General features: G+C 67.7%; 19 protein-coding genes and 6 pseudogenes. 13 read left to right on the forward strand and 12 right to left on the reverse strand.

Features of this window, described 5'->3' with window-relative positions; genetic code table 11:
• Positions 1 to 186: 186 nt before the first annotated feature.
• From HK415_RS26955 to HK415_RS09645, 6 genes and pseudogenes are all read right to left on the reverse strand, one after another.
• Positions 187 to 800 (reverse strand): annotated as a pseudogene (locus HK415_RS26955) (tripartite tricarboxylate transporter substrate-binding protein); the annotation flags it as partial.
• A gap of 8 nt (positions 801 to 808) precedes the next feature.
• On the reverse strand, positions 809 to 994 hold the full coding sequence (locus HK415_RS24895; protein WP_253261833.1) for a hypothetical protein: 186 nt from the start codon (positions 992 to 994) through the stop codon (positions 809 to 811).
• Positions 995 to 1,032: 38 nt separating this feature from the next.
• A pseudogene (locus HK415_RS09630) lies at positions 1,033 to 2,096 on the reverse strand (cyclase family protein).
• 5 nt (positions 2,097 to 2,101) lie between these two features.
• Complete coding sequence (locus tag HK415_RS09635) at positions 2,102 to 3,031, reverse strand: NAD(P)-dependent oxidoreductase (RefSeq protein WP_171558494.1); 930 nt, start codon at positions 3,029 to 3,031, stop codon at positions 2,102 to 2,104.
• Positions 3,028 to 3,719 (reverse strand): annotated as a pseudogene (locus HK415_RS09640) (RraA family protein). Before HK415_RS09640 ends, HK415_RS09635 begins: the two are co-directional and overlap by 4 nt.
• A gap of 5 nt (positions 3,720 to 3,724) precedes the next feature.
• Positions 3,725 to 4,699 (reverse strand): Bug family tripartite tricarboxylate transporter substrate binding protein, encoded by a 975-nt coding sequence (locus HK415_RS09645; protein ID WP_171558497.1) that lies wholly within the window; start codon positions 4,697 to 4,699, stop codon positions 3,725 to 3,727.
• Between the two features lie 115 nt (positions 4,700 to 4,814).
• Between HK415_RS09645 and HK415_RS09650 the strand changes: the two genes are divergently transcribed.
• From HK415_RS09650 to HK415_RS09665, 4 genes are all read left to right on the forward strand, one after another.
• On the forward strand, positions 4,815 to 5,597 hold the full coding sequence (locus HK415_RS09650) for an IclR family transcriptional regulator (protein ID WP_171558499.1): 783 nt from the start codon (positions 4,815 to 4,817) through the stop codon (positions 5,595 to 5,597).
• A 95-nt stretch (positions 5,598 to 5,692) separates the two neighbouring features.
• On the forward strand, positions 5,693 to 6,058 hold the full coding sequence (locus HK415_RS09655; protein WP_171558501.1) for a hypothetical protein: 366 nt from the start codon (positions 5,693 to 5,695) through the stop codon (positions 6,056 to 6,058).
• A gap of 118 nt (positions 6,059 to 6,176) precedes the next feature.
• The gene (locus tag HK415_RS09660) at positions 6,177 to 6,836 is read left to right on the forward strand and encodes a glutathione S-transferase family protein (protein WP_171558504.1); all 660 of its coding nucleotides are present in this window, start codon (positions 6,177 to 6,179) and stop codon (positions 6,834 to 6,836) included.
• A 119-nt stretch (positions 6,837 to 6,955) separates the two neighbouring features.
• On the forward strand, positions 6,956 to 7,324 hold the full coding sequence (locus HK415_RS09665; protein WP_171558506.1) for a c-type cytochrome: 369 nt from the start codon (positions 6,956 to 6,958) through the stop codon (positions 7,322 to 7,324).
• Positions 7,325 to 7,463: 139 nt separating this feature from the next.
• On the opposite strand, the gene HK415_RS09670 is transcribed toward HK415_RS09665, so the two are convergent.
• The 5 genes and pseudogenes from HK415_RS09670 to HK415_RS09690 form a co-directional block, all read right to left on the reverse strand.
• Positions 7,464 to 9,074, reverse strand: a complete 1,611-nt coding sequence (locus HK415_RS09670) for a DNA polymerase (protein ID WP_171558509.1) — start codon at positions 9,072 to 9,074, stop codon at positions 7,464 to 7,466.
• A 639-nt stretch (positions 9,075 to 9,713) separates the two neighbouring features.
• Positions 9,714 to 10,616 (reverse strand): RNA-directed DNA polymerase, encoded by a 903-nt coding sequence (locus HK415_RS09675; RefSeq protein ID WP_171558512.1) that lies wholly within the window; start codon positions 10,614 to 10,616, stop codon positions 9,714 to 9,716.
• Positions 10,617 to 11,065: 449 nt separating this feature from the next.
• Positions 11,066 to 12,268 (reverse strand): annotated as a pseudogene (locus HK415_RS09680) (aminotransferase-like domain-containing protein).
• Between the two features lie 71 nt (positions 12,269 to 12,339).
• Positions 12,340 to 12,924 (reverse strand): hypothetical protein, encoded by a 585-nt coding sequence (locus HK415_RS09685; RefSeq protein ID WP_171558514.1) that lies wholly within the window; start codon positions 12,922 to 12,924, stop codon positions 12,340 to 12,342.
• A gap of 96 nt (positions 12,925 to 13,020) precedes the next feature.
• Positions 13,021 to 13,917: a LysR family transcriptional regulator gene (locus HK415_RS09690; RefSeq protein ID WP_171558517.1), complete on the reverse strand. Its 897-nt coding sequence runs from the start codon at positions 13,915 to 13,917 to the stop codon at positions 13,021 to 13,023.
• A 94-nt stretch (positions 13,918 to 14,011) separates the two neighbouring features.
• Here HK415_RS09690 and HK415_RS09695 point away from each other — a divergent pair, with 94 nt between their 5' ends.
• The 7 genes and pseudogenes from HK415_RS09695 to HK415_RS24905 all read left to right on the forward strand — a co-directional run bounded on the left by HK415_RS09695 (position 14,012) and on the right by HK415_RS24905 (position 20,149).
• A complete protein-coding gene (locus HK415_RS09695; RefSeq protein WP_171558519.1) occupies positions 14,012 to 14,986 on the forward strand; it encodes a Bug family tripartite tricarboxylate transporter substrate binding protein in 975 nt (324 codons plus the stop codon).
• Positions 14,987 to 15,023: 37 nt separating this feature from the next.
• Positions 15,024 to 15,827, forward strand: a pseudogene (locus HK415_RS26280) (CoA-binding protein); the annotation flags it as partial.
• Between the two features lie 773 nt (positions 15,828 to 16,600).
• The gene (locus tag HK415_RS26285; RefSeq protein ID WP_309246643.1) at positions 16,601 to 17,140 is read left to right on the forward strand and encodes an acetate--CoA ligase family protein; all 540 of its coding nucleotides are present in this window, start codon (positions 16,601 to 16,603) and stop codon (positions 17,138 to 17,140) included.
• Positions 17,133 to 17,912: an enoyl-CoA hydratase/isomerase family protein gene (locus tag HK415_RS09705; protein ID WP_171558521.1), complete on the forward strand. Its 780-nt coding sequence runs from the start codon at positions 17,133 to 17,135 to the stop codon at positions 17,910 to 17,912. The genes HK415_RS26285 and HK415_RS09705 overlap by 8 nt, the downstream gene beginning before the upstream one ends.
• A pseudogene (locus tag HK415_RS09710) lies at positions 17,909 to 19,341 on the forward strand (aldehyde dehydrogenase family protein). The gene HK415_RS09705 and the pseudogene HK415_RS09710 overlap by 4 nt, the downstream one beginning before the upstream one ends.
• Positions 19,338 to 19,706 (forward strand): enoyl-CoA hydratase-related protein, encoded by a 369-nt coding sequence (locus HK415_RS24900; RefSeq protein WP_253261834.1) that lies wholly within the window; start codon positions 19,338 to 19,340, stop codon positions 19,704 to 19,706. Before HK415_RS09710 ends, HK415_RS24900 begins: the two are co-directional and overlap by 4 nt.
• Entirely contained in the window at positions 19,700 to 20,149 is a 450-nt protein-coding gene (locus tag HK415_RS24905; RefSeq protein WP_253262153.1) for an enoyl-CoA hydratase-related protein, read from the forward strand. Before HK415_RS24900 ends, HK415_RS24905 begins: the two co-directional genes overlap by 7 nt.
• Positions 20,150 to 20,155: 6 nt before the next feature.
• On the opposite strand, the gene HK415_RS09720 is transcribed toward HK415_RS24905, so the two are convergent.
• The gene (locus HK415_RS09720; protein WP_171558523.1) at positions 20,156 to 20,779 is read right to left on the reverse strand and encodes a hypothetical protein; all 624 of its coding nucleotides are present in this window, start codon (positions 20,777 to 20,779) and stop codon (positions 20,156 to 20,158) included.
• Between the two features lie 155 nt (positions 20,780 to 20,934).
• Here HK415_RS09720 and HK415_RS09725 point away from each other — a divergent pair, with 155 nt between their 5' ends.
• Together HK415_RS09725 and HK415_RS09730 are read left to right on the forward strand one after the other, a co-directional pair.
• A complete protein-coding gene (locus tag HK415_RS09725; protein WP_171558525.1) occupies positions 20,935 to 21,774 on the forward strand; it encodes a dienelactone hydrolase family protein in 840 nt (279 codons plus the stop codon).
• Complete coding sequence (locus tag HK415_RS09730; RefSeq protein WP_171558528.1) at positions 21,705 to 22,157, forward strand: response regulator; 453 nt, start codon at positions 21,705 to 21,707, stop codon at positions 22,155 to 22,157. Before HK415_RS09725 ends, HK415_RS09730 begins: the two co-directional genes overlap by 70 nt.
• The last annotated feature ends 41 nt before the right edge of the window (positions 22,158 to 22,198 follow it).

The raw sequence follows: 22,198 nt of genomic DNA on the forward strand, positions 1-22,198 counted from the left end.
GCCGGATCCTACGGGAGGCTCATTCCTTGCGGATGTCGGCGGCCTTGACGGTCTGCGCCCATTTTCCGGACTCCACCGCCAGGTACTTGCGGAACTCCTCGGGGTGGAAGCGACCAGCCGCGAGCCGAGGCTGTCGAACTTCTCCTTGACGTCGGGCTGCGCGAGCACTTCCTTGACCGCCGCCTGCAGGCGATTGACGATCTCCGGCGAGGTGCCCGCGGGCACGAACATCCCGTTCCACTCGTAGGACTCGTAGCCCTTCACCGCGGCTTCGGCGATGGTCGGCACGTTCGGATAGTTCGGGTGACGGGTGGCAGAGGAGATGGCCAGGGGCTTGACCAGCCCGTTCTTCACATGCCCGCTGAGCGCGGGCAGGTTGCCGAAGCCCATGTCGACCTCGCCGCCCACCAGGGCCATCAGCGCGGGGCCACCGCTCTTGTACGGGACATGCAGCATCTTCACGCCGGCGCCTTGCGTGAAGAGTTCGGCGCCCATGAACTGCACCGTCCCCTGGCCGCCGGAGCCGAAGGTGAGCTTGCCCGGCGCCGCCTTCGCCGCCTTCAGCAGGTCCTGCAGGCTGTTGTAGGGGAGGACTTGGGCACCGCGAGGAGCATCGGCGTGACGGCGACGAGGCTCACCGGCGCCAGGTCCTTCTGCGGGTCGAACGGCAGCTTCTGCAGGTGGGGGTTGATGGACAGCGGGGTCGCGTCGTACAGGACGGTATAGCCGTCGGCGTTGGCCTGGGCCACCGAGCTTGCCCCGATGATGCCGCTGCCACCCGCCTTGTTGACCACGATCACGCTGGTCTTCAGCTTCGGACCCAGGTGCTGGGCGATGAGGCGCGCAGCGCATCGGCGGTTCCGCCGGGGGCATAGGGCACGACAATGCTGATGGGCTTGCCATCCGGCCAGGTGGCCGCAGAAGCTGCAGCGGGAATGGCAGCAAACGCAAGGGCCGCGCTCGCCATCAGGGCGTTCATCGATCGACGATTCATGTGTCTTCCTCTCCGGTGGAAATGGGCAGGCGCCTGCCTCAGGTGGTCGCGATCGGCGTCGCGGGCGATCCCACTGCGCCGGGCAGGCGCAGCGGGGGTGCGGTGAGCAGGAAACGATGGCGCGCGTGGGTGCGCAGCCAGCGCGCGAGTTCCGTCAGGTACCAGAGCTCACCGAGCGGAATCCCGTTCTTGAACAGGCAGTGCTCATGCAGAGGCAGGCGCGGCCGGCGGATGCGGCCGGCGGAGGCCGGTTGGGGCACCACCAGTTCGACGGCGGGGTTGTCCGCGACCAGGCAGGCCAGGCGCACGTCGACGATCCAGTTCAGGAGCTTGTCGTCGTTGCCATCCAGGCCGCTGCCCGTCTCGTGCAGGCGGGCCGCATCCGGCTGGCGGTTCATGGCCAGCAGGGTGTCGGCGAACCCGGTGTGCAGGCACACCATGTCGCCCGGCTCGATCCGGACGCCGTCGGCTTCCAGTACGCGCATGAGCATGTCGTAGCCCACCGCCTGCCGGCGGCGGCCCAGGTGGTGTTCGAGGTCGACCAGCACGCCGCGGCCCTGCACGCCGTGTTCGGCCATGTGCTCGATGCCAAGCCTGGCAGCCTGCGGGTCCGGGTAGTGCGCGAACGTGCCCGCTGCCGCGGCATCCACCCTGCCGGCGTGGATGTCGGTGCCGGCGCGAAAGCCGTTGTAGAACACCATCTCCGGTATGCCGTCGCCGTCCGCATCGAAGCGGCTGCCCACGTGGGCCAGGCTGTCCCACTGGGTCGAATACTGCAGGCTCATCAGGACCACGTCGTCGTTGACGACGTCGGTCAGGTTCTCGTCCTCGGTGGCATAGCTCCAGCAGAAGCCTTGCTGCCCCTCGCTCCGGCCGTCCCGCACCACCGCAAAGCGCCGCGGCGGAATGCGCCGCTTGTTCAGCGACTGGCCGCCCGGGAAGTCCAGCGGCAGGCTGAGGCAGAAGGTGCGGCCCTCGCGCACTTCGGCGATGCCCTGGAGCACCTTCTCCGAAGTCACCAGGTTCAGCCGGCCCCTCTGGTCGTCCGGCCCGAATTCCCCCAGCGGGATCCCTCCGGCGCTTGCTTCCAGCGGCGCGGCATGGCGGTCAGGCGGGCTGGGCCTGCAGGACCTGCAGCAGGTTCTGCGCAGCACCCACGCCCATGTTGACGTAAGCGTCGGCAGTGACCCCGCCGATGTGCGGGCTCAGCACGATGTTGGGTTCGCCCTGGAAGGGGTGCGGCGCAGTCATCGGCTCGACCGCGAAACTGTCCAGTCCCGCGCAGGCGACCTGCCCGGAGCGCACGGCTTGCAGCAGTGCCGCCTCGTCGACCAGGCCGCCGCGGGCCGTGTTCACCAGCAGGACGCCGCGCTTGCAGGCGGCGAGCGATTCTGCATTGACCATGCTGCGGTTCTCCGGCGTCAGCGGGCAGTGCAGCGAGATTGCATCCGATTCACGCCAGACGGCCGCCAGCTCGACCCGACGGACGAAGTCCGGCAGGTCGCGCGCGAACGGATCGAAGCCGATCACCTTCATGCCCATCGCGTCGCACATCCGCGCAAAGCGCAGGCCGATGGCGCCCAGCCCGATGAGACCGATGGTGCGGCCGTTCAGTTCCACGCTCTTGTGCGTGGCCTTGTCCCAATGGCCGGCATGCATGCGCGCGTTCAGCTGCACGACCGACTTGGCGCAGGCCAGCAGCAGCGCGAGCGCCTGTTCCGCCACGGCCGCGGCATTGGCGCCGACGGCAGCTCGCACCTCGATGCCGCGCGCACGGGCGGCCTCCTTGTCGATGGTGTCCGTCCCGCTGCCGTGCTTGGAGATGACCCGCAGGGACGGGGCCGCATCCATCACGTTCGCGCCGACCTTGCCGTAGCGCACGATCATGGCCACCGGGTCATGGCGCCGGCACAGCGCGACCAGGTCTTCTTCCTGCGGCGTCTTGCCGGCGTAGACGATGTCGAAGCCTTCCAGCAACGCGAGCGCCTGCGGCGCGAGATCGGCGCCCGTGACGAGGATGGCGCGGCGCTCGCTCACAGGCTTTCCCCTGCCTTCAGCACGCCCGCGGTGCGCAGGGCGCCTTCCAGCCAGGAAGCGGCCGTCTTGCCCTCCCCGATCTGCGCGATGCGGGCGGTTTCGTCCTCCACCTTCTTGCGCGCAAGCGGTAGCAGGGCCTCGACGCGTTCGCGCTCGATGACGACCACGCCGTCGGCGTCCGCCACCACGAGATCACCGGAGTGCACGGTCACGCCGCCGCAGCTCACCGGATGGCCGATGCGCCCGGGCACGTTCTTGGTCGGGCCGTTCGGATTGGTGCCGACCGAGAACACGGGGTAATCCATTTCGTCGATTTCCAGGCTGTCGCGGACGGCGCCGTCGATCACCACGCCGGCCAGGCCCAGCTGCTTGCAGGCGGTCATCATGATGGTGCCCATCAGGGCGGCGGTGCGATCGCCCTTGCCGTCGATCACGAGCACGTCGCCGGGCTTCGCCAGCGCGATGGCGGCGTGGATCATCAGGTTGTCACCGGGGCGCACCTCCACCGTGAGGGCCGTGCCCGCCAGCTTCATGCGCGGGCGCAGCGCCGCGATGCGGCCGTCCAGTGCGCCGCGGCGGCCGTTGACGTCCGCCAGGATGGCGGCCTGGAATTCGGACGCCTGGCGCACGAGCTGGGGGAGACGCGGTCGAAGTCGCGCACGATGTCGGAAGTGGGTTGCATGCTCATCGTCCTCAATCCACCTTCGCGCCGGATTCCTTGACGACCTTGCCCCAGCGGACCATGTCGTCGCGAATCAGCTTGCCGAACTGCTCGGGGGTGCTGCCTTCCACGTCCGCGCCCTGGTCGCTCAGCTTCTTCAGCAGGTCGGGCGCCTTCAGCGCCTTGTTGATCTCGGTGTTCAGGCGCGCCAGCACGTCGGCGGGCAGCTTGGCCGGGCCGGCGATGCCGAACCAGGTGACCGCCTCGAAGCCCTTGTAGCCGGACTCGGCGATCGTGGGCACCTGCGGCAGGTCGTCGGCGCGCTTGGCCGAGGTGACCGCGATCGCGCGCATCTTGCCGTTCTTGATGTGACCGATCAGCGTGGGCACGGAGGACACGTACAGCTGCACCTGGCCACCGATCAGGTCCGTGGCGCCCTGCGCCGCGCCCTTGTAGGGCACGTGCGTGAGCTGCACGTTGGCCGTGCGCTGGAACAGCTCGGTGGCCAGGTGCGCCACGGTGCCGTTGCCGGAGGTGGCGTAGTTCAGCGACAGCGGCTTGGCGCGCGAGGCAGCCACCACGTCGGCCAGCGTCTTGTAGGGCGAGTCGGCCGCCACCACGATCACCAGTGGCGCGCTGGCCACCAGGCTCACGGGCGTCAGGTCCTTGATGGGGTCGTAGGGCAGCTTGCTGTACAGCGTGGGGTTGATCGCCAGGTTGCTGGTCTGCCCCAGCACCAGCGTGTAGCCGTCGGCCGGCGACTTGGCGGCGGCGTCCACGCCCAGGTTGCCGCCGGAGCCCGGCTTGTTGTCGATGACGATCGTCCAGCCGGTGGCGGTGGCCACCTTCTGCGCGACCTCGCGGCCGATGATGTCGGTGCCGCCGCCGGCCGGGAAGGGCACGATCAGCTTGATGGGCTTGGCGGGCCAGGCCTGCGCGAGGGCGGAGCCGGACGTGAAGGCGGCGGCCAGGGCGAGGCCCAGCGCGGCGCGACGAGTGAATTGCATGCTTTGTCTCCTGCGGGTGGATGGCGGCCCGCCTGCCTGCGTGACCGTGGGGCGGACTTTAGGGGCGCGTTTCGCTCCGTACAATGGGGTTGCATTCCATACACCCCGGTTCACCATGCGAAACGCTACCGTCCGCAAGCCCGCTCCCGCCCCTGCGTCCGCCGAGGAAGGCAGCGGCGCCGGCGGAGTCACCGCCGTCACCCGCGCGCTGTCGCTGATGGAAGCCTTCGCCGTGGGAGAGGCCAGCCTGCCGCTGGCGGAACTGAGCCGCCGCACCGGCATGCACAAGACCACCGTGCTGCGGCTGGCGCGCACGCTGGCGCAATCGGGCTACATGGTGCAGCGCGAGGACGGCGCCTGGCGCCTGGGCCCGGCCACCGGGTGGCTGGGTGCGCGCTACCAGGCCGGCTTCGACGTCAACAACGCGGTGGAGCCGGCGCTGCGGCAACTGAGCATCGCCACCGGCGAGAGCGCGTCCTTCTACGCCCGCGAGGGTGACAGCCGCGCCTGCATCTCGCGCGTGGAAGGCCCGCAGGCCGTGCGCCACCACGTGCGCATCGGCGAGCGGCTGCCGCTGGATAAGGGCGCGCCCGGCAAGGTGATCCTGGCCTTCATGGGCGAGAAGGGCAAGGAGTACGAACGCATCCGCCAGCGCGGGTATCACATCTCCATGGGCGAGCGCGAGCCGGAAGTGGCGAGCGTGGCGGCGCCGGTGTTCGGCCTGAGCTGGCGGCTACTGGGCTCGATGTGCATCTCGGGGCCGGTGGCCAGGCTGTCGCAGAAGAAGCTGGAGGCGCATGCGAAAACGGTGATCGCGGCGGCGAACCAGCTGTCGTATGCGCTGGCGGGGAGCGTGACGGGGGAGACGCCGGGGGTGGTTTCGACCTGGCATCCGTGAGCGAAGGGGCAGGCCAGCGAAAGGCGGGATGGCCGCACACGATTGCCGCCCCTCGGTTCAGCCAGTACGATCCCCTCAACGCAGCAGGAGAGGCCATGTTCACGATCAGCTCCGAGCGCGCTCCAGACTACCTCCGGTTCGTGGTGGTCGGACCTGGGGATGTCGACGAAACCTGCGCCGGCGCGATGTTCTGCGCCGAACTGCTGCGCCGCACTTCCGCACGGCGCGTCCTCATCGACATGATGGCGTTCCGGCCGGAGTTCGCCCAGACCGATGGACTCGACGTCCTGTCGGCCCTGTACGGCACCATGCCCGTCCTGGAGCGCCTCGCCGTGCTCATTCCTGCCGGCAAGTCGCACGGGCTGGTGCTGGATGTCGCACGTCACCGCAATGTGCCCGCGCGGGAATTCGAGGATCTGAACGAGGCGGAGGCGTGGCTGCGAGGCGTCGGTCCATCGTGAGCCTGAGGCAGGGCCGCGCGATCCTTCAGCCCGCGATGTGACCTCGCCGTTGCGCTCCTTGCCCTGAACGAAGGCGCTCGCCTGCACAATGCAGGGACTGAAGGAAAGGTGCTTTCCAATGTCCCTCGTGCTGTATGGCCATCCTTTTTCCTCGTACACGCAGAAGGCGCTGATCGCCCTCTACGAGAACGACATCCCCTTCGAGTTCCGGTGCATCGACGCGGAGCACCCGCAACACGCGCAGGAGTGGCTGCGGCGCTGGCCGATGGCCAAGTTCCCGCTGCTGCTGGATGGCGAGCGCGCGATCGTGGAAACCAGCATCATCATCGAGCACCTGCAACTCGCCCATCCCGGCCCGATGCGCCTGCTCCCCGAGGACCGCATGGCCGCCCTCGACGTGCGCTTCCTCGACCGGTTCTTCGACCTGCACGTGATGTCACCCGTGCAAGCCGCGGTGGGCGCTGCACTGACCGGCGATGCCGGCCAGCGCGACTACTTCCGTGACCGTGCCCGCGAACTTCTCGAGCGAGCCTACGCGTGGCTCGAAGCGCACCTCGGGGACAAGCAGTGGGCCGCCGGGAGCGACTTCTCCCTGGCGGACTGCGCGGCCGGCCCTTCGCTGTTCTATGCGGACTGGACCCACCCGATCTCCGACGCATTCCCGCGCGTTCGCGCTTATCGGGCGCGCCTGCTCGACCGGACTTCCTTCGCGCGGGCAGTGAACGAGGCAAGGCCCTACCGCCACCTGTTTCCGCTGGGCGCGCCGGACCGCGACTGAGGTCTCGCACCGTCACGTGCGATCGCATGGGCGCACCCGCTCAAGAAGACCCGTGGAAAGCGCGTGCATCCGATCCGCAACTGAGCGCGTGAAGTGGTTTTCCACTCCAAGGAGCGCGCATGCACTCAACCCTCATCGGCCGCGCCGGCACCCTGGTGCTGGCTGCCGCGCAGGTCCCGCTGGCCGGGGCGCAGGATTTGGCCGCGGGCAAGGCGCGCGCCGATGCCGTCTGTGGGGCCTGCCATGGCGCCAACGGCGTCAGCGTCAGCGACACCATCCCCAATCTGGCCGGGCAGAAGTCGGCCTACCTGCAGTCGCAACTGCGGGCGCTGAAAGAGGGCACGCGCAAAAACGCGATCATGGGTGCCATCGCTGCGCAGCCAAGCGCGGAGTACATCGCCAACGTCGCAGCCCATTACGCGTCCCTACACATTGGAGAAGAAGTCGCGGGCGGGGGTGAACCAGGCGGAGTGCTTGGCGTGCCATAAGCCTTTGGACAAGGCGAGCTTACGTTTTCGCTGCAGGCGTTGCAGGCGAAGGCGCGCTGACATTGAGGATGCCAGAGGTGGGCACCTTGGAGGTTGTGAGGTCGGCTACGCAGCCGCCAGTATGCGCATGGAGGTGAACCTAAGCGGGAATCACTGGTGCAAAATTGGCTGAGACCACCTTTGGAGAGACGCCCGGGCAGTACTTCGTGAAGGCGCTCTTCATCAGCTCTATGCAAGAGTTTTCAAACTCTGCCCGCGAAATATGCGCCGGCGAAAACTGAAGCAACACCGCGTCGTGCATCGGCAAGAGAATAACCGCCGGCCCAAATCTGTCAGCAATATTAATTAGCGCACGCTTGAAGATTAAAGAGGCAGTCGCCTGTACCTTATGGTTCATAGCCCACCTCTGCTCCTTCGCTGATAGGTCCCCGGTCGCGCGACGCCGTCTGGCGTTTCCAAACACGCTTGCCACCTTGCCGTGTTGGCGTAGCTCTTCTTGCGCCTTCTCCCGGAAACGTTCCACTTCAGGAAATCGAGAGAAGAACGTTCGCACGCGCTCGGCGCTTCGACTTTCGGCTTCATTGGCGTTCAACAGGGCGGCTATACGCACTGCCGACATTCCGTAGAGGTGAGCGAGAAAGATCCTTTTAGCAAGATCACGACCTTGCTCATCTTCAAAAACGCTGCGCGCGAGTGCCACATACATATCCGATTGCTCGTAGGCAGCCTGAAGCCCCGGATCGCGTGCGAGCACTGACAGTACCCCGGGCTCGAATTGCGCATAGTCCAAGTAGGTCAACTCGTTGCCTTCGTCGGGCAACAGCACCGCCCTGTACCTCTTTCGAAGTTGCTGAATCCGAGGCTCTGACGCTAGAACTCGAGACGTGACAGTGCCTTGGACATGGAAAATAGGAAAGACTCGTTCATTGGCGAATGCAACGTCGCGCAATACGGCGAGGTCTCGTTTTGCCTTCATGTAGTCCAGCATAATGCTGGCACTCTGCGAGCGAAAACTCAAGATATTGAGGCGGTCTTCTATGGCTCGGTCATCGCCTCCCAGATGAAACTCCTCTTCCTCAGTGTCAACCAGCTGTGAGGCCAGACGCTTGTCGGTCATGCCTAGCGGGCTATAGCCCAGAATCGAGGCAATCTTCCGGAACAGGGAGAATTTCTCATTCTCAGCCGCTCGAATGAATCTCTGGACGGCGTCGCGGTCGACTCGGATGCCTGAGCTCTCGCGGTGATTAAAGATTTGCTGCACCGGAACTTCAATCTCCAACCAACGCTGGAGTTCTTCACGCTCCTCCATATCGGCGAGCATCTCCTTCCAAAGCCCCCTTAACGCAGTTGCAGCGGAGGCAGTAATGCGCAGGAGTTCCTCCTCACCGGGCGGCTCAGACTCGGCGTTCAGGAGGCTTTCCATTTGCCGCAAGTCTGTGGAGGATTCAGCGTAGGGACGAGAAGTTCTCCAAACCGCCCATTGCTTCTCGCCCCCATCGTCTCGCGCCTGCTGGGACCGAAGCTTCAAAACCTCGCGGACATCAACGATGGTGCGCGGTATCGGAGCTGACGCCTTCGTCATCACACGAATCAGAAGCGGCAAGTCATGAGTGATGATTAGCTCAGCGAGGGAGGACAACTCATGGAGTTGAACGCGTCGGACGCTCCCGTCAGTGGTGACCAGGGAAAGTGCAAGGGCGCGCTGCTCAAATCGGTCAATTGCGAAAGCAAGGAAGGAGGCGTCACTCATATGATGGCTCCTGCAGGCCGCTCAACTCGATTCGCATATCCTCCCTAGGCAGAAAGTACGTGCCGCGGTGAGAGGATCTGTTCAACCCTCGGTACACCCCGTGTAGGTCTACACGAATGCTCGATATGTGATCACGGATCGCCGGGTAGGGATGCTCATGGATGGCAATGATCGCCGCGCGTTGTCCCATAAACGACTGAACTTCGAAAAATCGCTCAGCGACAAGCGCGGTATCAGCCCTTGATCCGACGGCACCCAGGTAGATGGAAGCTCCCGCACGCGCAGGCGTATCGGGTCCCGCAAGACTCGCTCGCGCCGCGCGGATTAACGCGTCGCTCGCGATCCGCTTCTCGGCGAACATCAGCCAGAGCCTATAGCTTTGCCACGTATAAATGCTCTTTGTGGGGTTTGATAGGTACTCGATCACTGGCTCAAGTTCATCAACAGTAACGTGTACCGACGTTAAGTACTCCACGTACTGATCTGTACACGCAGGATGGCTTGCCACAGCTCTACAGATCGCCGTGGTGACAGGCCGATACAGCACTGGGGGAAAATGCAGATCTTTGAATCGTGCAAGGAGTGCTATGCGACGAACGCAATAGCGAAATTCGCGACAATCGACTTCACCAGCCGCTATCAGTTGGAGCACTCGATCTCGCAATAAGGGCCAAAGCGTGAAGATGGCCCCCGACTCTTACGTCTCCACAATTGATCGATCTGTTGAATCGCCTCTGAACCTTCATCAAGACATGCATCTACTGCCGTAATGTCTGAGGCCGCCACAATCTCCGTCTTGCGCGCGTTCAATGAAAGGCCTAACTCTCGAAGTCGCACAGATAGATCCTTGATGGCCCGCCTTGCTTGGTACAGGTCTTCGCAGACTACTTTGATGTCATCCATGTACCGAAAGTAGGTATCCTTGTACCCCGCATCGATCATGCTCAGATCGATCTCGCGCATGTACAAGTTTGCGAGGAACGATGAGGCGTCGCGATTCTGCGGCAGACCGCGCCCAGGCTCGTATGCCCACTTATCCAGGAAGTTGAAGAGAACTTCTCGATGCGCCCGCAACCGTGTCTGTAATTCTGGAGAGTCGGAAACGATCGGCGACAGTTCCTCCATTGTTTGTCGTAGCCGCTGCAACTGAATATGCTCGAAGAAGTTCGCCACATCCGTGGAGACCAAGTAGGAACTTGGGGACAGTGCACTTCGGGTCGAGCCCACAAAGTGCTTCCATGACTCGATCCCATTCTTGAACGTATATCGCTCACTAGAGCGCCTGCTCTCGTAGTCAAAGCGGTGACTGAAGGAATTCCAAGGGATCAGCTTGTCGTAGTAGGGTATGAGAAAGCTAGCTAACCCTTGATACAGCGCCCTATCAGTCACGCCGGTTTCGAGCGCATACCGCAGCGTGAAGCCAGCCTTAGGAATGTTGAACAGCGTGCGGGCGCCGGGAACATATTCCCCTCCATTCGCTTCCATGTTTGCCTCAACCAGGCGTCGCAAGGTGTCGCCTGTCAACATGTCGCTGAAGTTCAAGGGGTCGGGAAACCAGTCGTCGCGTAAGTCGTTCTTCAACTGGCGCCCAGCCAGGCGAAGGTCTAAGAGTACTGGTCCGATCTCCACCCCGGCGGGGAAGGAGCTTTAGCGAAAGACGCTAAAATCTTTTGGCTGCCGAAGAGCGATCGGAACCTATTTGCACCGGCGACCAAAAAGTTGCGCGTGGAAGCGGGAAGCCTCCTCCAATAGATGGACAAGAGCAGAAGTGTGCGCAGCCGAAGGGAGTTAAACCACTCCTGCGCGGACTTGCCCGAATTCATCTTGCCCTCGGCCACTGGCGGCATCGTGAACATGCCCTATGGCGCACAGGGGCACCCCGCGTGACACGCGATATAAGTTTCAATTCCCCCCTTCAGCACTTGCGCAAGCGATTATCCGCAGGTTCTTGTCCAATAACCAGCGCGCACCCTTCAGGCGACGGAGAAAACTTAGGACTTGGAAATGGCGCTGCCCAACCTCAATACACCCTGCGCAATCTTGTCCACATCAGCCGTCGCGAAACTAAGCCTCAACGTAGTCGGATCCGCCCCCTTCGCAAAAAACGGCGCCCCCGGCACAAACGCCACCCCTGCTCGATCGCCCTCTTCGCGAACTCCCCGCATCCTTCACCTTCCCGCCGGCGCCCGTCAGCCGCGCCCAGAAGAACAGCCCACCCTGCGGCGCGGTGAACTCGATCGCATCGCCCAGCTCGCGCTTCAGCGCCTCCGCCATCGTCCGCGCGCGCTCCGCATAGACCTCGCGCACGTGCTTCAGGGTGGCCGGCATGCGGCCGCTCTTCAGGTATTGCGCCGCCGTCGCCTGCGCGAAGGTGCTGGTGTGGGCGTCGCTGAACTGCTTGCACATCGTCGCCTTGGCCAGCAGCTCGGGCTGCGCGATCAGCCAGCCCACGCGCAGGCCGGGGCTCAGCACCTTGCTGAGCGACCCGCAGTGCGCGATCCATTCGCGGCTGCCCGGCACGTCCTTGGACAGCGCCAGCATGCTCGGGGAGGCGCCTTGCCGAAGTACAGGTCGCCGTAGGGGTCGTCTTCCACCACCAGCACCTGGTACTTCACGGCCAGTTCCAGGATCTTCCTGCGCCGCTCCAGCGACAGCAGCGCGCCGCTCGGGTTGCCGAAGGTGGGGATCAGGTACACGAACTTCGGCTTGTGCTGCGCGATCATCTGCTCCAGCTTGTCCACCTGCACGCCGTGCGCGTCGATCGGCGCGCTCTCGATGTCGGCGCCATAGAGGCGGAAGCACTGGATGGTGGCCAGGAAGGTCGGGCCCTCCACGATCACCTTGTCGCCCTCGCTGATCAGCGTCTTGCCCAGGAGGTCCAGCGCCTGCTGGCTGCCGGTGGTGACGATCAGGTTGTGCGGCTCGATGTCGGTCACGCCCTTGCTGCGCTCGAAGGCGGCCAGTTGGGTGCGCAGGGGCTCGTAGCCTTCGGTGGCGCCGTACTGGAGCGCGCCGCCCGGCTCCTCCTGCAGCGCGCGCTGCGAGGCTTCGCGCAGGCCTTCGACGTCGAACATGGCGCTGTCCGGGAAGCCGCCGGCCAAGCTGATGATGCCGGGCTTGCCCAGGAGCTTGAAGAGCTCGCGGATGGCGGAGGTTTCTACGTTGTTCAGGCGGGTGGCGAATTGGAGGGGCATGGCGGGTCTCGGGGTGCGTACTCCCGCCATTCTTGCATCACCGTGAAGAGACCCCCTGAAGGGGGCCAAGGTCAGCGCGGCTTGTCGCTGTCCTCGCGGACTTCGATGTCCGGCGACGCGATCGGCTTGTCGTCGTCCACCACTTCCAGCTTGCGCTGCTCGCCCCAGCCCTGGGACGCCATGGCGCGTTCGGGCTGGCGCTCGGTGGGCGCCATGTCCTCGCGGGCGGTGCCGAAGTTGCGCTCCAGGTCCGCGTCGGTGGCCTGGCGGTCGGCGACCACGTCGCGCAGCGGGCGCTGGCCGGCGCGGTGGACCAGGTCCAGGTCGCCGGCTTCCAGGCCGTGCAGCACGTCCTGCGCGCGCTCGGCATCGGCCTCGTCGCGGCCTTCCACGATCACGACGTACATGCCGCGCTCCACGGCGCTGGAATACTTGTCCGCGTGCGGCACGTGCTTGCCGGCGCCGAACAGGCGCTCGAAGAAGGAGAACTTGGCCACGACGTCGTGGTCGCGGCCTTCGGCGTCGCTCATCGGGCTGCCGTCGGGATGGCGGTGCTCGACGTGGATCGCGTGCTTGTCGAAGCCGGATTGCGCCAGCCGTTCCGCCGCCTCTTCGGCCTGGACGCGGTCCTCGAAAGTACAGATCGCGGTATGCATGGGCACCTCCTGTGGTTCGGTAGTCCATCCATTGGATGACCGGAACGGCGGTCGTCCCATCGTCCGGTGAGCAGGCCGGTCGTAGGCAGCGGACTACTAGCCCACCAGTCTAGGCGCCAACGCGCGGATGCGGGAGGCGACATGCCGCGCGGCGCGCGAAAGGGGCCGCTGCGTGGTCAGCGCCAGGGCGATCGTGCGCCGGATGCCGGGCTTGACCACCCGCGCGGCGCCCAGCGTGCCTCGGGCCAGCTCGTCCTTCACCGCCATCAGTGGCAGCAAGGTGTACGCATGGCCGCTCAGCGCCACGTCCTTCATGCTGCCCGAGCTGTCCACCTCCATCACGATGTCGAGCTGGATTCCGTGGCGCCGCGACAGCTGGTCGAGCGTGACGCGCAGGCCATTCGGCGTCGAAGGCAGCACCAGCGGCACGCCGGCCAGGGCCTTGAAGGGCACGCCATCCTCCTTCAGCAAGGGACTGCCGGCCTTGCCGATCAGCCAGGTGTCGGCCGTGCCCAGCACCTCTTCGTTCCTTGCGGACGCAGGCCCGTAGCGGTTGATCACCGCGAGGTCCAGCCGGCCGCCGGCCAGTTGCTCGTCCAGGTTGCCGCTGAAGCCTTCGGCCGCGTGCAGCGTCACGCCCGGCGCGCCCGCGCGCAGGTCGGCGAACAGCAGCGGCAGCAGCTGCGGCGCCAGCGATGGCAGCACGCCCACGTGCACGGTGCCGGTCGGCACGCCGGCGGAATCGCGGGCGACGGTCTCCAGCCGCCCCACCTGCTCCAGCGCGGCGCGCACCTCGGGCAGCATGCGCCGGCCGAACTCCGACAGCGCCATGCCGCGCCCGGTGCGCTCGAACAGCCGGTCGCCCCACTCGGCTTCCAGGGCGGCCACGTGCCGGCTGATGAGCGACTCGGCCAAATCGGTGGCGGCGCCCGCCCGTGCCAGCGAGCCCTGCTCCGCCACGTGCACGAAGGACTGCAGCTGCTTCAGGTTCATGCCTTCACTTTAATGCAAGCCTGGATTGCTCCTGCCGCTCTTTCCGGCAAGGCACGCGCGGCCTAAGCTGCCGCCATCCCACAGGAGACAAGACATGCGCATCGCCCCGCTGCTGCTGGCCGTCACGGCCGCCTTCACGCTCGTCCCGCTCGCCCAGGCCCAGGCACCCGCGTATCCCAAGGGTCCGGTCACGCTCGTGGTCCCCTTCCCGGCCGGTGGCCCCACCGATGCCATGGCGCGCACGCTGGCGCTGAAGCTGGGCGAACGCCTCGGCCAGCAGGTGGTGGTGGACAACAAGGGCGGCGCCGGCGGCAGCATCGCGGCCGAGGCCGTCGCGCGCGCCGCACCGGACGGCCAGACGCTGTTCTTCGGCACCACCGGCACCATGGCGATCAATCCCAGCCTGTACAGCAAGCTGCGCTACGACCCGATCAGGGACTTCGCGCCGGTGAGCCTGATGGCCACCACCATGAACGTGCTGGTGGTCAACCCCGAGGTGCCGGCGAAGAACCTGGGCGATCTGGTGAAGCTGGCCAAGGCGAAGCCCAACACCGTCTCCTACGGCTCGGCGGGCAACGGCAGCTCCAACCATCTTTCCGGCGAGCTGCTGCGCAGCAGCGCCGCGGTGCAGATCACGCACGTGCCGTACAAGGGCAGCGCACCGGCGCTGGTGGACCTGCTGGGCGGTCGCCTGACGATGATGTTCGACACCGTCGCCCAACAGACCGGCAACATCGCCGCCGGCAAGGTGCGCCCGCTGGCCGTCACCGGTGCCAAGCGCTCGCCGCTGCTGCCGGACGTGCCCACCGCGCAGGAAGCGGGGCTGAAGGACTTCGACGTGACGATCTGGTTCGGCGTGCTCGCGCCGGCCGGCACGCCCGCCCCGGTCATCGAACGCCTGAACCGCGAGATCGTCGCCGTGATGTCCACCGACGAAATGAAGAAGAAGATGCAGGCCGACGGCGCGGAAGCGAAGCCGACTTCGGCCGCCGAGTTCGGTGCCTTGATCAAGCACGACATGGCGAAGTGGGGCCCCGTCGTGAAGGCCTCCGGCGCCACGCTGGACTGAGGCCGCCATGACCGCCATCGACCCGCGGCTGGCCGCGATGTTCCGGCCGCGCAGCATCGCCGTGGTCGGCGCCACCGAAGACCGCAACCGCGTCGGCGGCCGCCCGCTGCACTACCTGCGCAGCTTCGGCTACCAGGGCGCGGTGTACCCGATCAACCCGAAGCGCGACACGATCCAGGGCTACAAGGCCTACGCCTCGCTGGAGGACCTGCCCGAAGCACCCGACGTGGCCGTGGTCGCGGTCGGCAGCGACCACGTGCAGGGCGTGCTGCGCCAGTGCGCGGCGCGCGGCGTGCACGGCGCGGTGCTCATGAGCTCCGGCTTCGGCGAGACCGGCCCCGAAGGCAAGAAGCGCGAGGCCGCATTGGTGGCCGAGGCGCGCGCACTGGGCATCCGCCTGGTCGGGCCCAACGCGCAGGGCATCGCCAACTTCCAGACCGGCGCGGTGCTGAACTTCAGCACCATGTTCATGGAGGTGCCGCCGCAGGACGGCCCGGTGGCCGTCATCAGCCAGAGCGGCGCGGCGAGCGTCATGCCCTACGCCCTGCTGCGCGAGCGCGGCATCGGCGTGCGCTATGTGGTGGCCTCGGGCAACGACGCCGATGCGTCGGTCAACGAACTGGCGCTCACCGCCGCGGCGGATCCCGACATCCGCGTGCTGCTGCTGTACATCGAATCGCTGACCGATCCCGACGTGCTGGCGGAAGCGGCACGCATCGCACAGGCCCGCGGCGCCGCCGTGGTGGCGCTGAAATCCGGCCGCAGCGCGCACGGCGCCAAGGCGGCGGCCTCGCACACCGGCGCCCTGGTCAACGACGACGCGCTGGTGGACGCCTTCTTCGCCGCGCACGGCATCTGGCGCGCCGACGACGTGCACGGGCTGGTGAACGCGGTGGAGCTCTACCTCGCCTGCGGCCTGCGGCCCGCGCAGCGGCTGGTGGTGATGAGCCACAGCGGCGCGGTGGGCGTGGTGTGCGCCGACACCGCGGAGCGCATGGGCCTGCCGCTGGCGGAACTGGGCCGCGGGACGGTGCAGGCGCTCACGGCCATCATGCCGGGCTTCGCCACCGCGCAGAACCCGGTGGACCTCACCGCCTCGCTGCTGGCCGACGGCACCATGTTCGGCCGGACGCTGGAGGCGCTCGCCGCCGACCCGCAGGGCGACATGTTCCTGGTCGGCGTTCCGGTGGCAGGCGAAGGCTACGACGTGCCCGGCATGGCGGCCGACACCGCCGCCTTCCTGCGCCGCACCGGCAAGCCCGTGGCGGTCTCGGCGCCGCAGGCCTCCGTGCGCGCCGCCTTCCGCGCCGCCGGCGTTCCGGTGTTCGGCCACGAGACCGACGCCCTCGCCGCCCTCCACCAGGTGAGCCGCCATGCCGCCCTCGTCCACGCCGCCGACCGCCGTCGCACGCGCGCCGACGCCCTCCCCCGTAGGCTGGCGGTGAGCGCGCGCAGCGCCGAACCCCAGCACCTCGAACCCCGACACACCAGCACCCTCAGCGAAGCCGCCAGCCTCGCCCTCCTCCACGAAGCCGGCCTCCCCGTCGCCCCGCACCGCCTCTGCCACTCCCCCGCGAAGCCGTGCAAGCCTGGCGCGACCTCGGCCCCGAGGTCGTGGTCAAGGCCTGCTCCGCCGCGATCCCGCACAAGTCCGAGCACGGCCTGGTCTTCCTCAACCAGCGCAGCGAAGACGATGTCCTGCAGGCCTACGAGCAATGCGTCACCCGCGTGCGCGCTCTCGGCCAGCTTCTCGACGGCGTGCTGGTGGCGCAGCGCGTGCGCGGGCAGCGCGAGTTCGCGCTCGGCGTGAAGCAGGACCCGCTGTTCGGCACCGCCGTGATGGTGAGCGACGGCGGCAAGTACGTCGAGGCCCTGAAGGACTTCGTGGTGCTGCTGCATCCCTTCGGCGAGCAGGACGTGCTGGACCAGCTGGCGAAGCTGCGCATCGCTCCGATCCTCGCGGGCGTGCGCGGCGAGCCGCCGGTGGACCTGCAGGTGGTGGCGCGCGCCGCCGTGGCGCTGGGCCGCTACGCCGCGGAGCACGCGGACCGCATCGCCTCCATCGACCTCAACCCGCTGATCGCCGGCGCCGCCGGCCAGGGCGGCTGGGCGGTGGACGCCGTCATCGAACAGAAGGAGCCCACCCATGGCTGACACCGACGCCGTCACGATGGAGCTCGATGGGCGCATCGCCATCGTGCGCCTGAACCGCCCCGAGGCGATGAACGCCGTCAACGACGCCGTACGCCAGGGCCTCACCCGTGCGCTGAAGCAGCTCGATGCCGGCGACCATGCCGACGCGATCGTGCTCACCGGCAGTGGCGAGCGCGCCTTCTGCGCCGGGCAGGACCTGGAGGAGTCGGCCGCGATCACCACCGACCGGCTCGCCGGCTGGCTGAATCGCCAGCACGCGATGTACCAGGCCGTGCGGGACGTCAGCAAGCCGATCGTCGCGGCCATCAACGGCACCGCCGCCGGCGCCGGCTTCCAGATGTCCCTGATGTGCGACCTGCGCGTAGCCCATGGGGGCGTGAAGATGGGCCAGCCGGAGGTGCGCGCGGGCCTGGCGAGCATCGTCGGGTCCTATCTCATGTCCCTGCAGGTCGGTCATTCGCTCAACCAGCAGCTGTCCCTGACCGGCGAGCTGCTCTCCGGCGAACGCGCGCATGCGCTGGGCCTGGTCAACGACCTGGTGCCGCAGGCCGAAGTGCTGCCGCGCGCCCTGGAGCGCGCCCGCGAACTCGCTGGCCTGCCCCGCGCCGCCGTGCGCGCCACCAAGCAGCGCTTTCGCGAGCGCACGCAGGCCGGCTTCGAGGAGGCCTGCAGCGCCGGCATCCGCTACCAGCTGGAGTGCTACGCCACCGGCGAGCCGACCCGCGTGATGCAGGAATTCCTGGCCCGCCGCCAGCGCAAGGACAAGCCATGAAACGACACACCCGACTGTTCATCGCCGGCGCCTGGCGCGAAGCCACCGGCACCCAGGACCTTCCGTCACCGACAGCTACACCGAGCAGGTGTTCGCCAGCTACCGCAGCGCCTCGCGCGGCGACGTGGACCTGGCCGTGAACGCCGCCCGCGCCGCGTTCGCCTCCTGGTCGCAGACGCCGCTGTCCGAGCGCATCGCCGCCGTCCGCCGCATCGCCGCAGCCCTGCGCGAACGCAGCGAGGCGATCGCGCAGGTGATCACCCGCGAAGTCGGCATGCCGGCCAAGCTGTCCGCGCGCATCCAGGCCGGCGCACCGATCGCCGCCTGGGAGCAGTACGCCGAACTCGCGTCGGCCATCGACTGGGAAGGGCGCATCGGCCATTCGCTGGTGCAGCAGCTGCCGGTGGGCGTGGTCGCCTGCATCACGCCCTGGAACTACCCGCTGCACCAGATCACCGGCAAGGTGGCGCCGGCGCTGCTGGCGGGCTGCACCGTGGTGCTCAAGCCCTCGGAGCTGGCGCCGTCCAGCGCCTTCCTGCTCGCCGAAGCCGTGGCGCAGGCGGGCCTCCCGCTGGGCGTGTTCAACCTCGTGCACGGCAACGGGCCGGAGGTCGGCGAGGCGCTGGTCAGGCACTCCGAGGTGGACATGGTGTCCTTCACCGGTTCCACCCGCGCCGGACAGCGCATCGCGGCCCTCGCGGGGCAGGACATCAAGCGGCTGGCGCTGGAACTCGGTGGCAAGTCCGCCGCCGTGGTGCTGCCGGGCGCGGATCTCGCCGCCGCCGTCAAGGCCACGCTGGGCGGCTGCTTCCTCAACGCGGGCCAGACCTGCTCGGCCACCACCCGCCTGCTGGTGCCGCGCGCGCAGGCGCAGCAGGCCGCGCACCTGGCGGCGGAACTGGCGCCGGCCTGGCGCATGGGCGACCCGGCCGACCCGGCCACGCGGCTCGGGCCGCTGCTGTCGCACGCGCAGCGCGAGAAGGTGCGGGACATGGTGCATGCCGCCATCGCCGAAGGGGCGCAGCTCGTCACGCGCGACGGCCCGCTGCCGCCGCACGGCTTCTTCTTCCCGCCGACGGTGCTGGACCACGTCACCCCGCAGATGGCGATCGCGCGCGAGGAAGTGTTCGGCCCGGTGCTGGCCCTGATCGCCTACGACAGCATCGACGAGGCGGTGGCCATCGCCAACGGCACCGGCTACGGACTGGCCGCCACCGTGTGGGCCGCCACACCGGCCGCCGCCCTGCCCGTGGCGCAGCCCCTGCGCGCCGGCCAGGTCGACATCAACGGCGCGCCCTTCAACCCGCTGGCGCCCTTCGGCGGCTTCGGGCGCTCGGGCATCGGCCGCGAGAACGGCCGCTTCGGCATCGAGGAATTCCTCGAGCCGCGCTCCCTGCAAATGCCTGCCACCTATTTCGAGACGCCATGAACCCCACCCAGATCCAGGTCGCCCTGGACGGCGCCACCGCCGTCATCACCCTGAACCGCCCCGAGCGCATGAATGCGCTGACCAAGGTGCTCGAGGCCGAGTTGCGCGATGCCGTGGAGCAGGCGGGCCGCAACCCGGAGATCCGCGCCATCGTCCTCACGGGCGCGGGCCGCGCCTTCTGCGCCGGCATGGACATGGACGAACTGGAGGTGCTGCCGCCGGAGGACATCCAGGCCGAGCAATGGATGCGGCCCTACGACATGAACCGGCGCGCCGACTACCAGACGCGCTACTCGTACTTCCCGGCGGCGCCAAGCCGATCATCAGCGCCATCAACGGCGCGGCCGCGGGCCTGGGGCTGGTGATGGCGCTGTACAGCGATTTCCGCATCGCCTCCGAGCAGGCGGTGTTCGCCACCGCCTTCGCCAAGCGCGGGCTGATCGCCGAGCACGGCATCGCCTGGATGCTGCCGCGCATCGTCGGCCATGCGAACGCCACCGACCTGCTGCTGACGTCGCGCAAGATCGACGCCGCCGAAGCGCTGCGCATGGGGCTGGTGAACCGCGTGGTCGCCGGCGACCGGCTGCTGCCCGAAGCGCTGGCGCTGGCACGCACGCTGTCCACCGAGGTGTCGCCGCGCTCGGTGCACGTGATGAAGCGGCAGCTCTGGGAAGCGCCCTACCAGACGCTGGGCGAAGCCGTCGCGCTGGCGAACACGGAGATGTTCACCAGCATCCAGAGCGAGGATTTCCGGGAAGGCGTGGCGCACTTCCAGGAGCGGCGGCCGGCCCGCTTCACCGGCCGCTAGACTGTCCTAGAGCGGCTTGTCCTTGTCGGCGTAGCGCAGGCCGGGGGCACGGTCCAGTTCGGGTTCGCGCAGGTCCGGGCCCGTGGTCGGGCTGATCGCGTTGGAGGCCATCGCGCGCTCTCGCTCGCCCAGGGAGGCGCTGCTGCCGCCTTCGTAAGGTTCGCGGCCGCGCTCCACCATGCCCGCGGTGCCCGTGCCGTCGCCGCGCAGGCCCACGATGTCGCGCAGCGGCTGCTGGTCGCGGCGGTCCACGATGGTGAGGTCGCCGGCCTGCATGTCGTGCAGCATGGCGCGGGCACGGTCTGCCTCGGCGGCGTCCCTCGTGTCCACGACGACCACGTAGCCGCCACGCTGCACGTGGCGCGCGTAGGTGTCCACGTGGCTGCGGCCGTCGTCGCGGCTGAACAGGCGGGCGAAGAAGTTGCCGAAGGACTCCAGCACGTGGCGGTCCACGGCCACCTCGCGCTCCATGCCGTCCCAGCGGTCGTTGGAGTCGGCGCCTGTGGCGGCGTGCCTGTCCTCCCGGTGCTCGATGTGCAGGTCGTCGCGCGGGAAGCCCGCCCGCACCAGGGTGTCCACGGCGTCCCGGGCGCGGCTCTTGTCGTCGAATGCGCAGATCGCGGTATGCATCTCGTTTTCCTTTCGTTCTCCGGTGTCACCTTTCCCATGTTGGGCGCACGAGGCGGAACAGGTGTCGTCCAGCCCGCTCCCGCCGGGTAGGTGCGGGACTACCCTGACACGGCAGGCCGCCTGCCGTGCCATGCTGGACCGCACAGGAGGCCGCCATGATCGAAAAGCACCTCGACATTCCCACCGGCGACGGGGACATGAACAGCTTCGTCGTGTACCCGGAGGAGGAAGCGCCGCACCCGGTCGTGCTCTTCTACATGGACGCGCCCGGCAAGCGCGAGGAACTGCACGACATGGCGCGGCGGCTGGCCAGCGTCGGCTACTACGTGGTGCTGCCCAACCTCTACTACCGCCGCACCCGCGAGTTCGAGCTGAAGCTGCGCACGCCCGAGGGCATGAAGCCGATGTTCGAGCTGATGGACAGCCTGAGCAACGGCATGACCGTGCGCGACACGCATGCCATGCTGAAGTTCGTCGACGCCCAGCCGGAAGCGGACGGCAGCCGCGTGGGCGCCGTCGGCTACTGCATGAGCGGGCCCTTCGTGTTCGCGGCGGCCGCCGCCTTTCCCGAGCGGATGCGCGCCATCGCCTCCATCCACGGCGCGCGCATGGTCACCGACCGCGACGACTCGCCGCACCTCATGGCGCCGCGCATCCGCTGCGAGACCTACGTCGCCTGCGCCGAGACCGACATCTGGGCGCCGCCCAAGGACGTGACGGCTTTGCAGGCGGCGCTGGAAGCGGCCGGCACGCCCCATCGCATCGAGTGGTACCCGGGCGCGCACCACGGCTTCGTGTTCCCGCGGCGCGAAGGCATCTACCACCAGGCCTCCGCCGAGCGCCACTGGGAAAGGCTGTTCTCGCTGTACCGGCGCACCATCGGGCCGGGGGCAGGACAGTGTCATGACATTACAATGTTCTTCGCATGTCCACCGCCCCGCGCATCCTCGTTGCGGAAGAACCCGCGGCCTTCGCGGCCTTCCGTGACGCGCTGACCAGCAGCTACGTGCTGGTGCACGCGGCCACGCTGGACGAGGCGCTCGCGGCCCTCTCCGATCCGCCGGCGCTGGTGGTCTGCGGCTGCCACTTCGACGAAGGCCGCATGTACGACCTGCTGCGGCACCTGCGCTCGAACCCGCAGCTGCGCGCAACCTGCCCTTCCTGGGGTGCGCTGCACCCCGACAGGCTGCTCGACGGCGCCTTGTACGAGAGCGTGAAGATCGCCGTGCGGGCGCTGGGCGGCAACGCCTTCGTCGACCTGCTGCGCTGGCAGAAGCGCTGGGGCGGCGCCGAAGCGGCGCACCGCCTGACGCACCTGGTCGAGACGCTGATCAAGGGCAGCCCGGCCGACACCGGCTGGACCGGCGACAGCGGCTAGGAGTCTGCGCGGCAGACTCCTAGGCAGCGGCGCAGCGCGCC

This window comes from Ramlibacter montanisoli, from assembly GCF_013087525.1.
Classification (GTDB): domain Bacteria; phylum Pseudomonadota; class Gammaproteobacteria; order Burkholderiales; family Burkholderiaceae_C; genus Ramlibacter; species Ramlibacter montanisoli.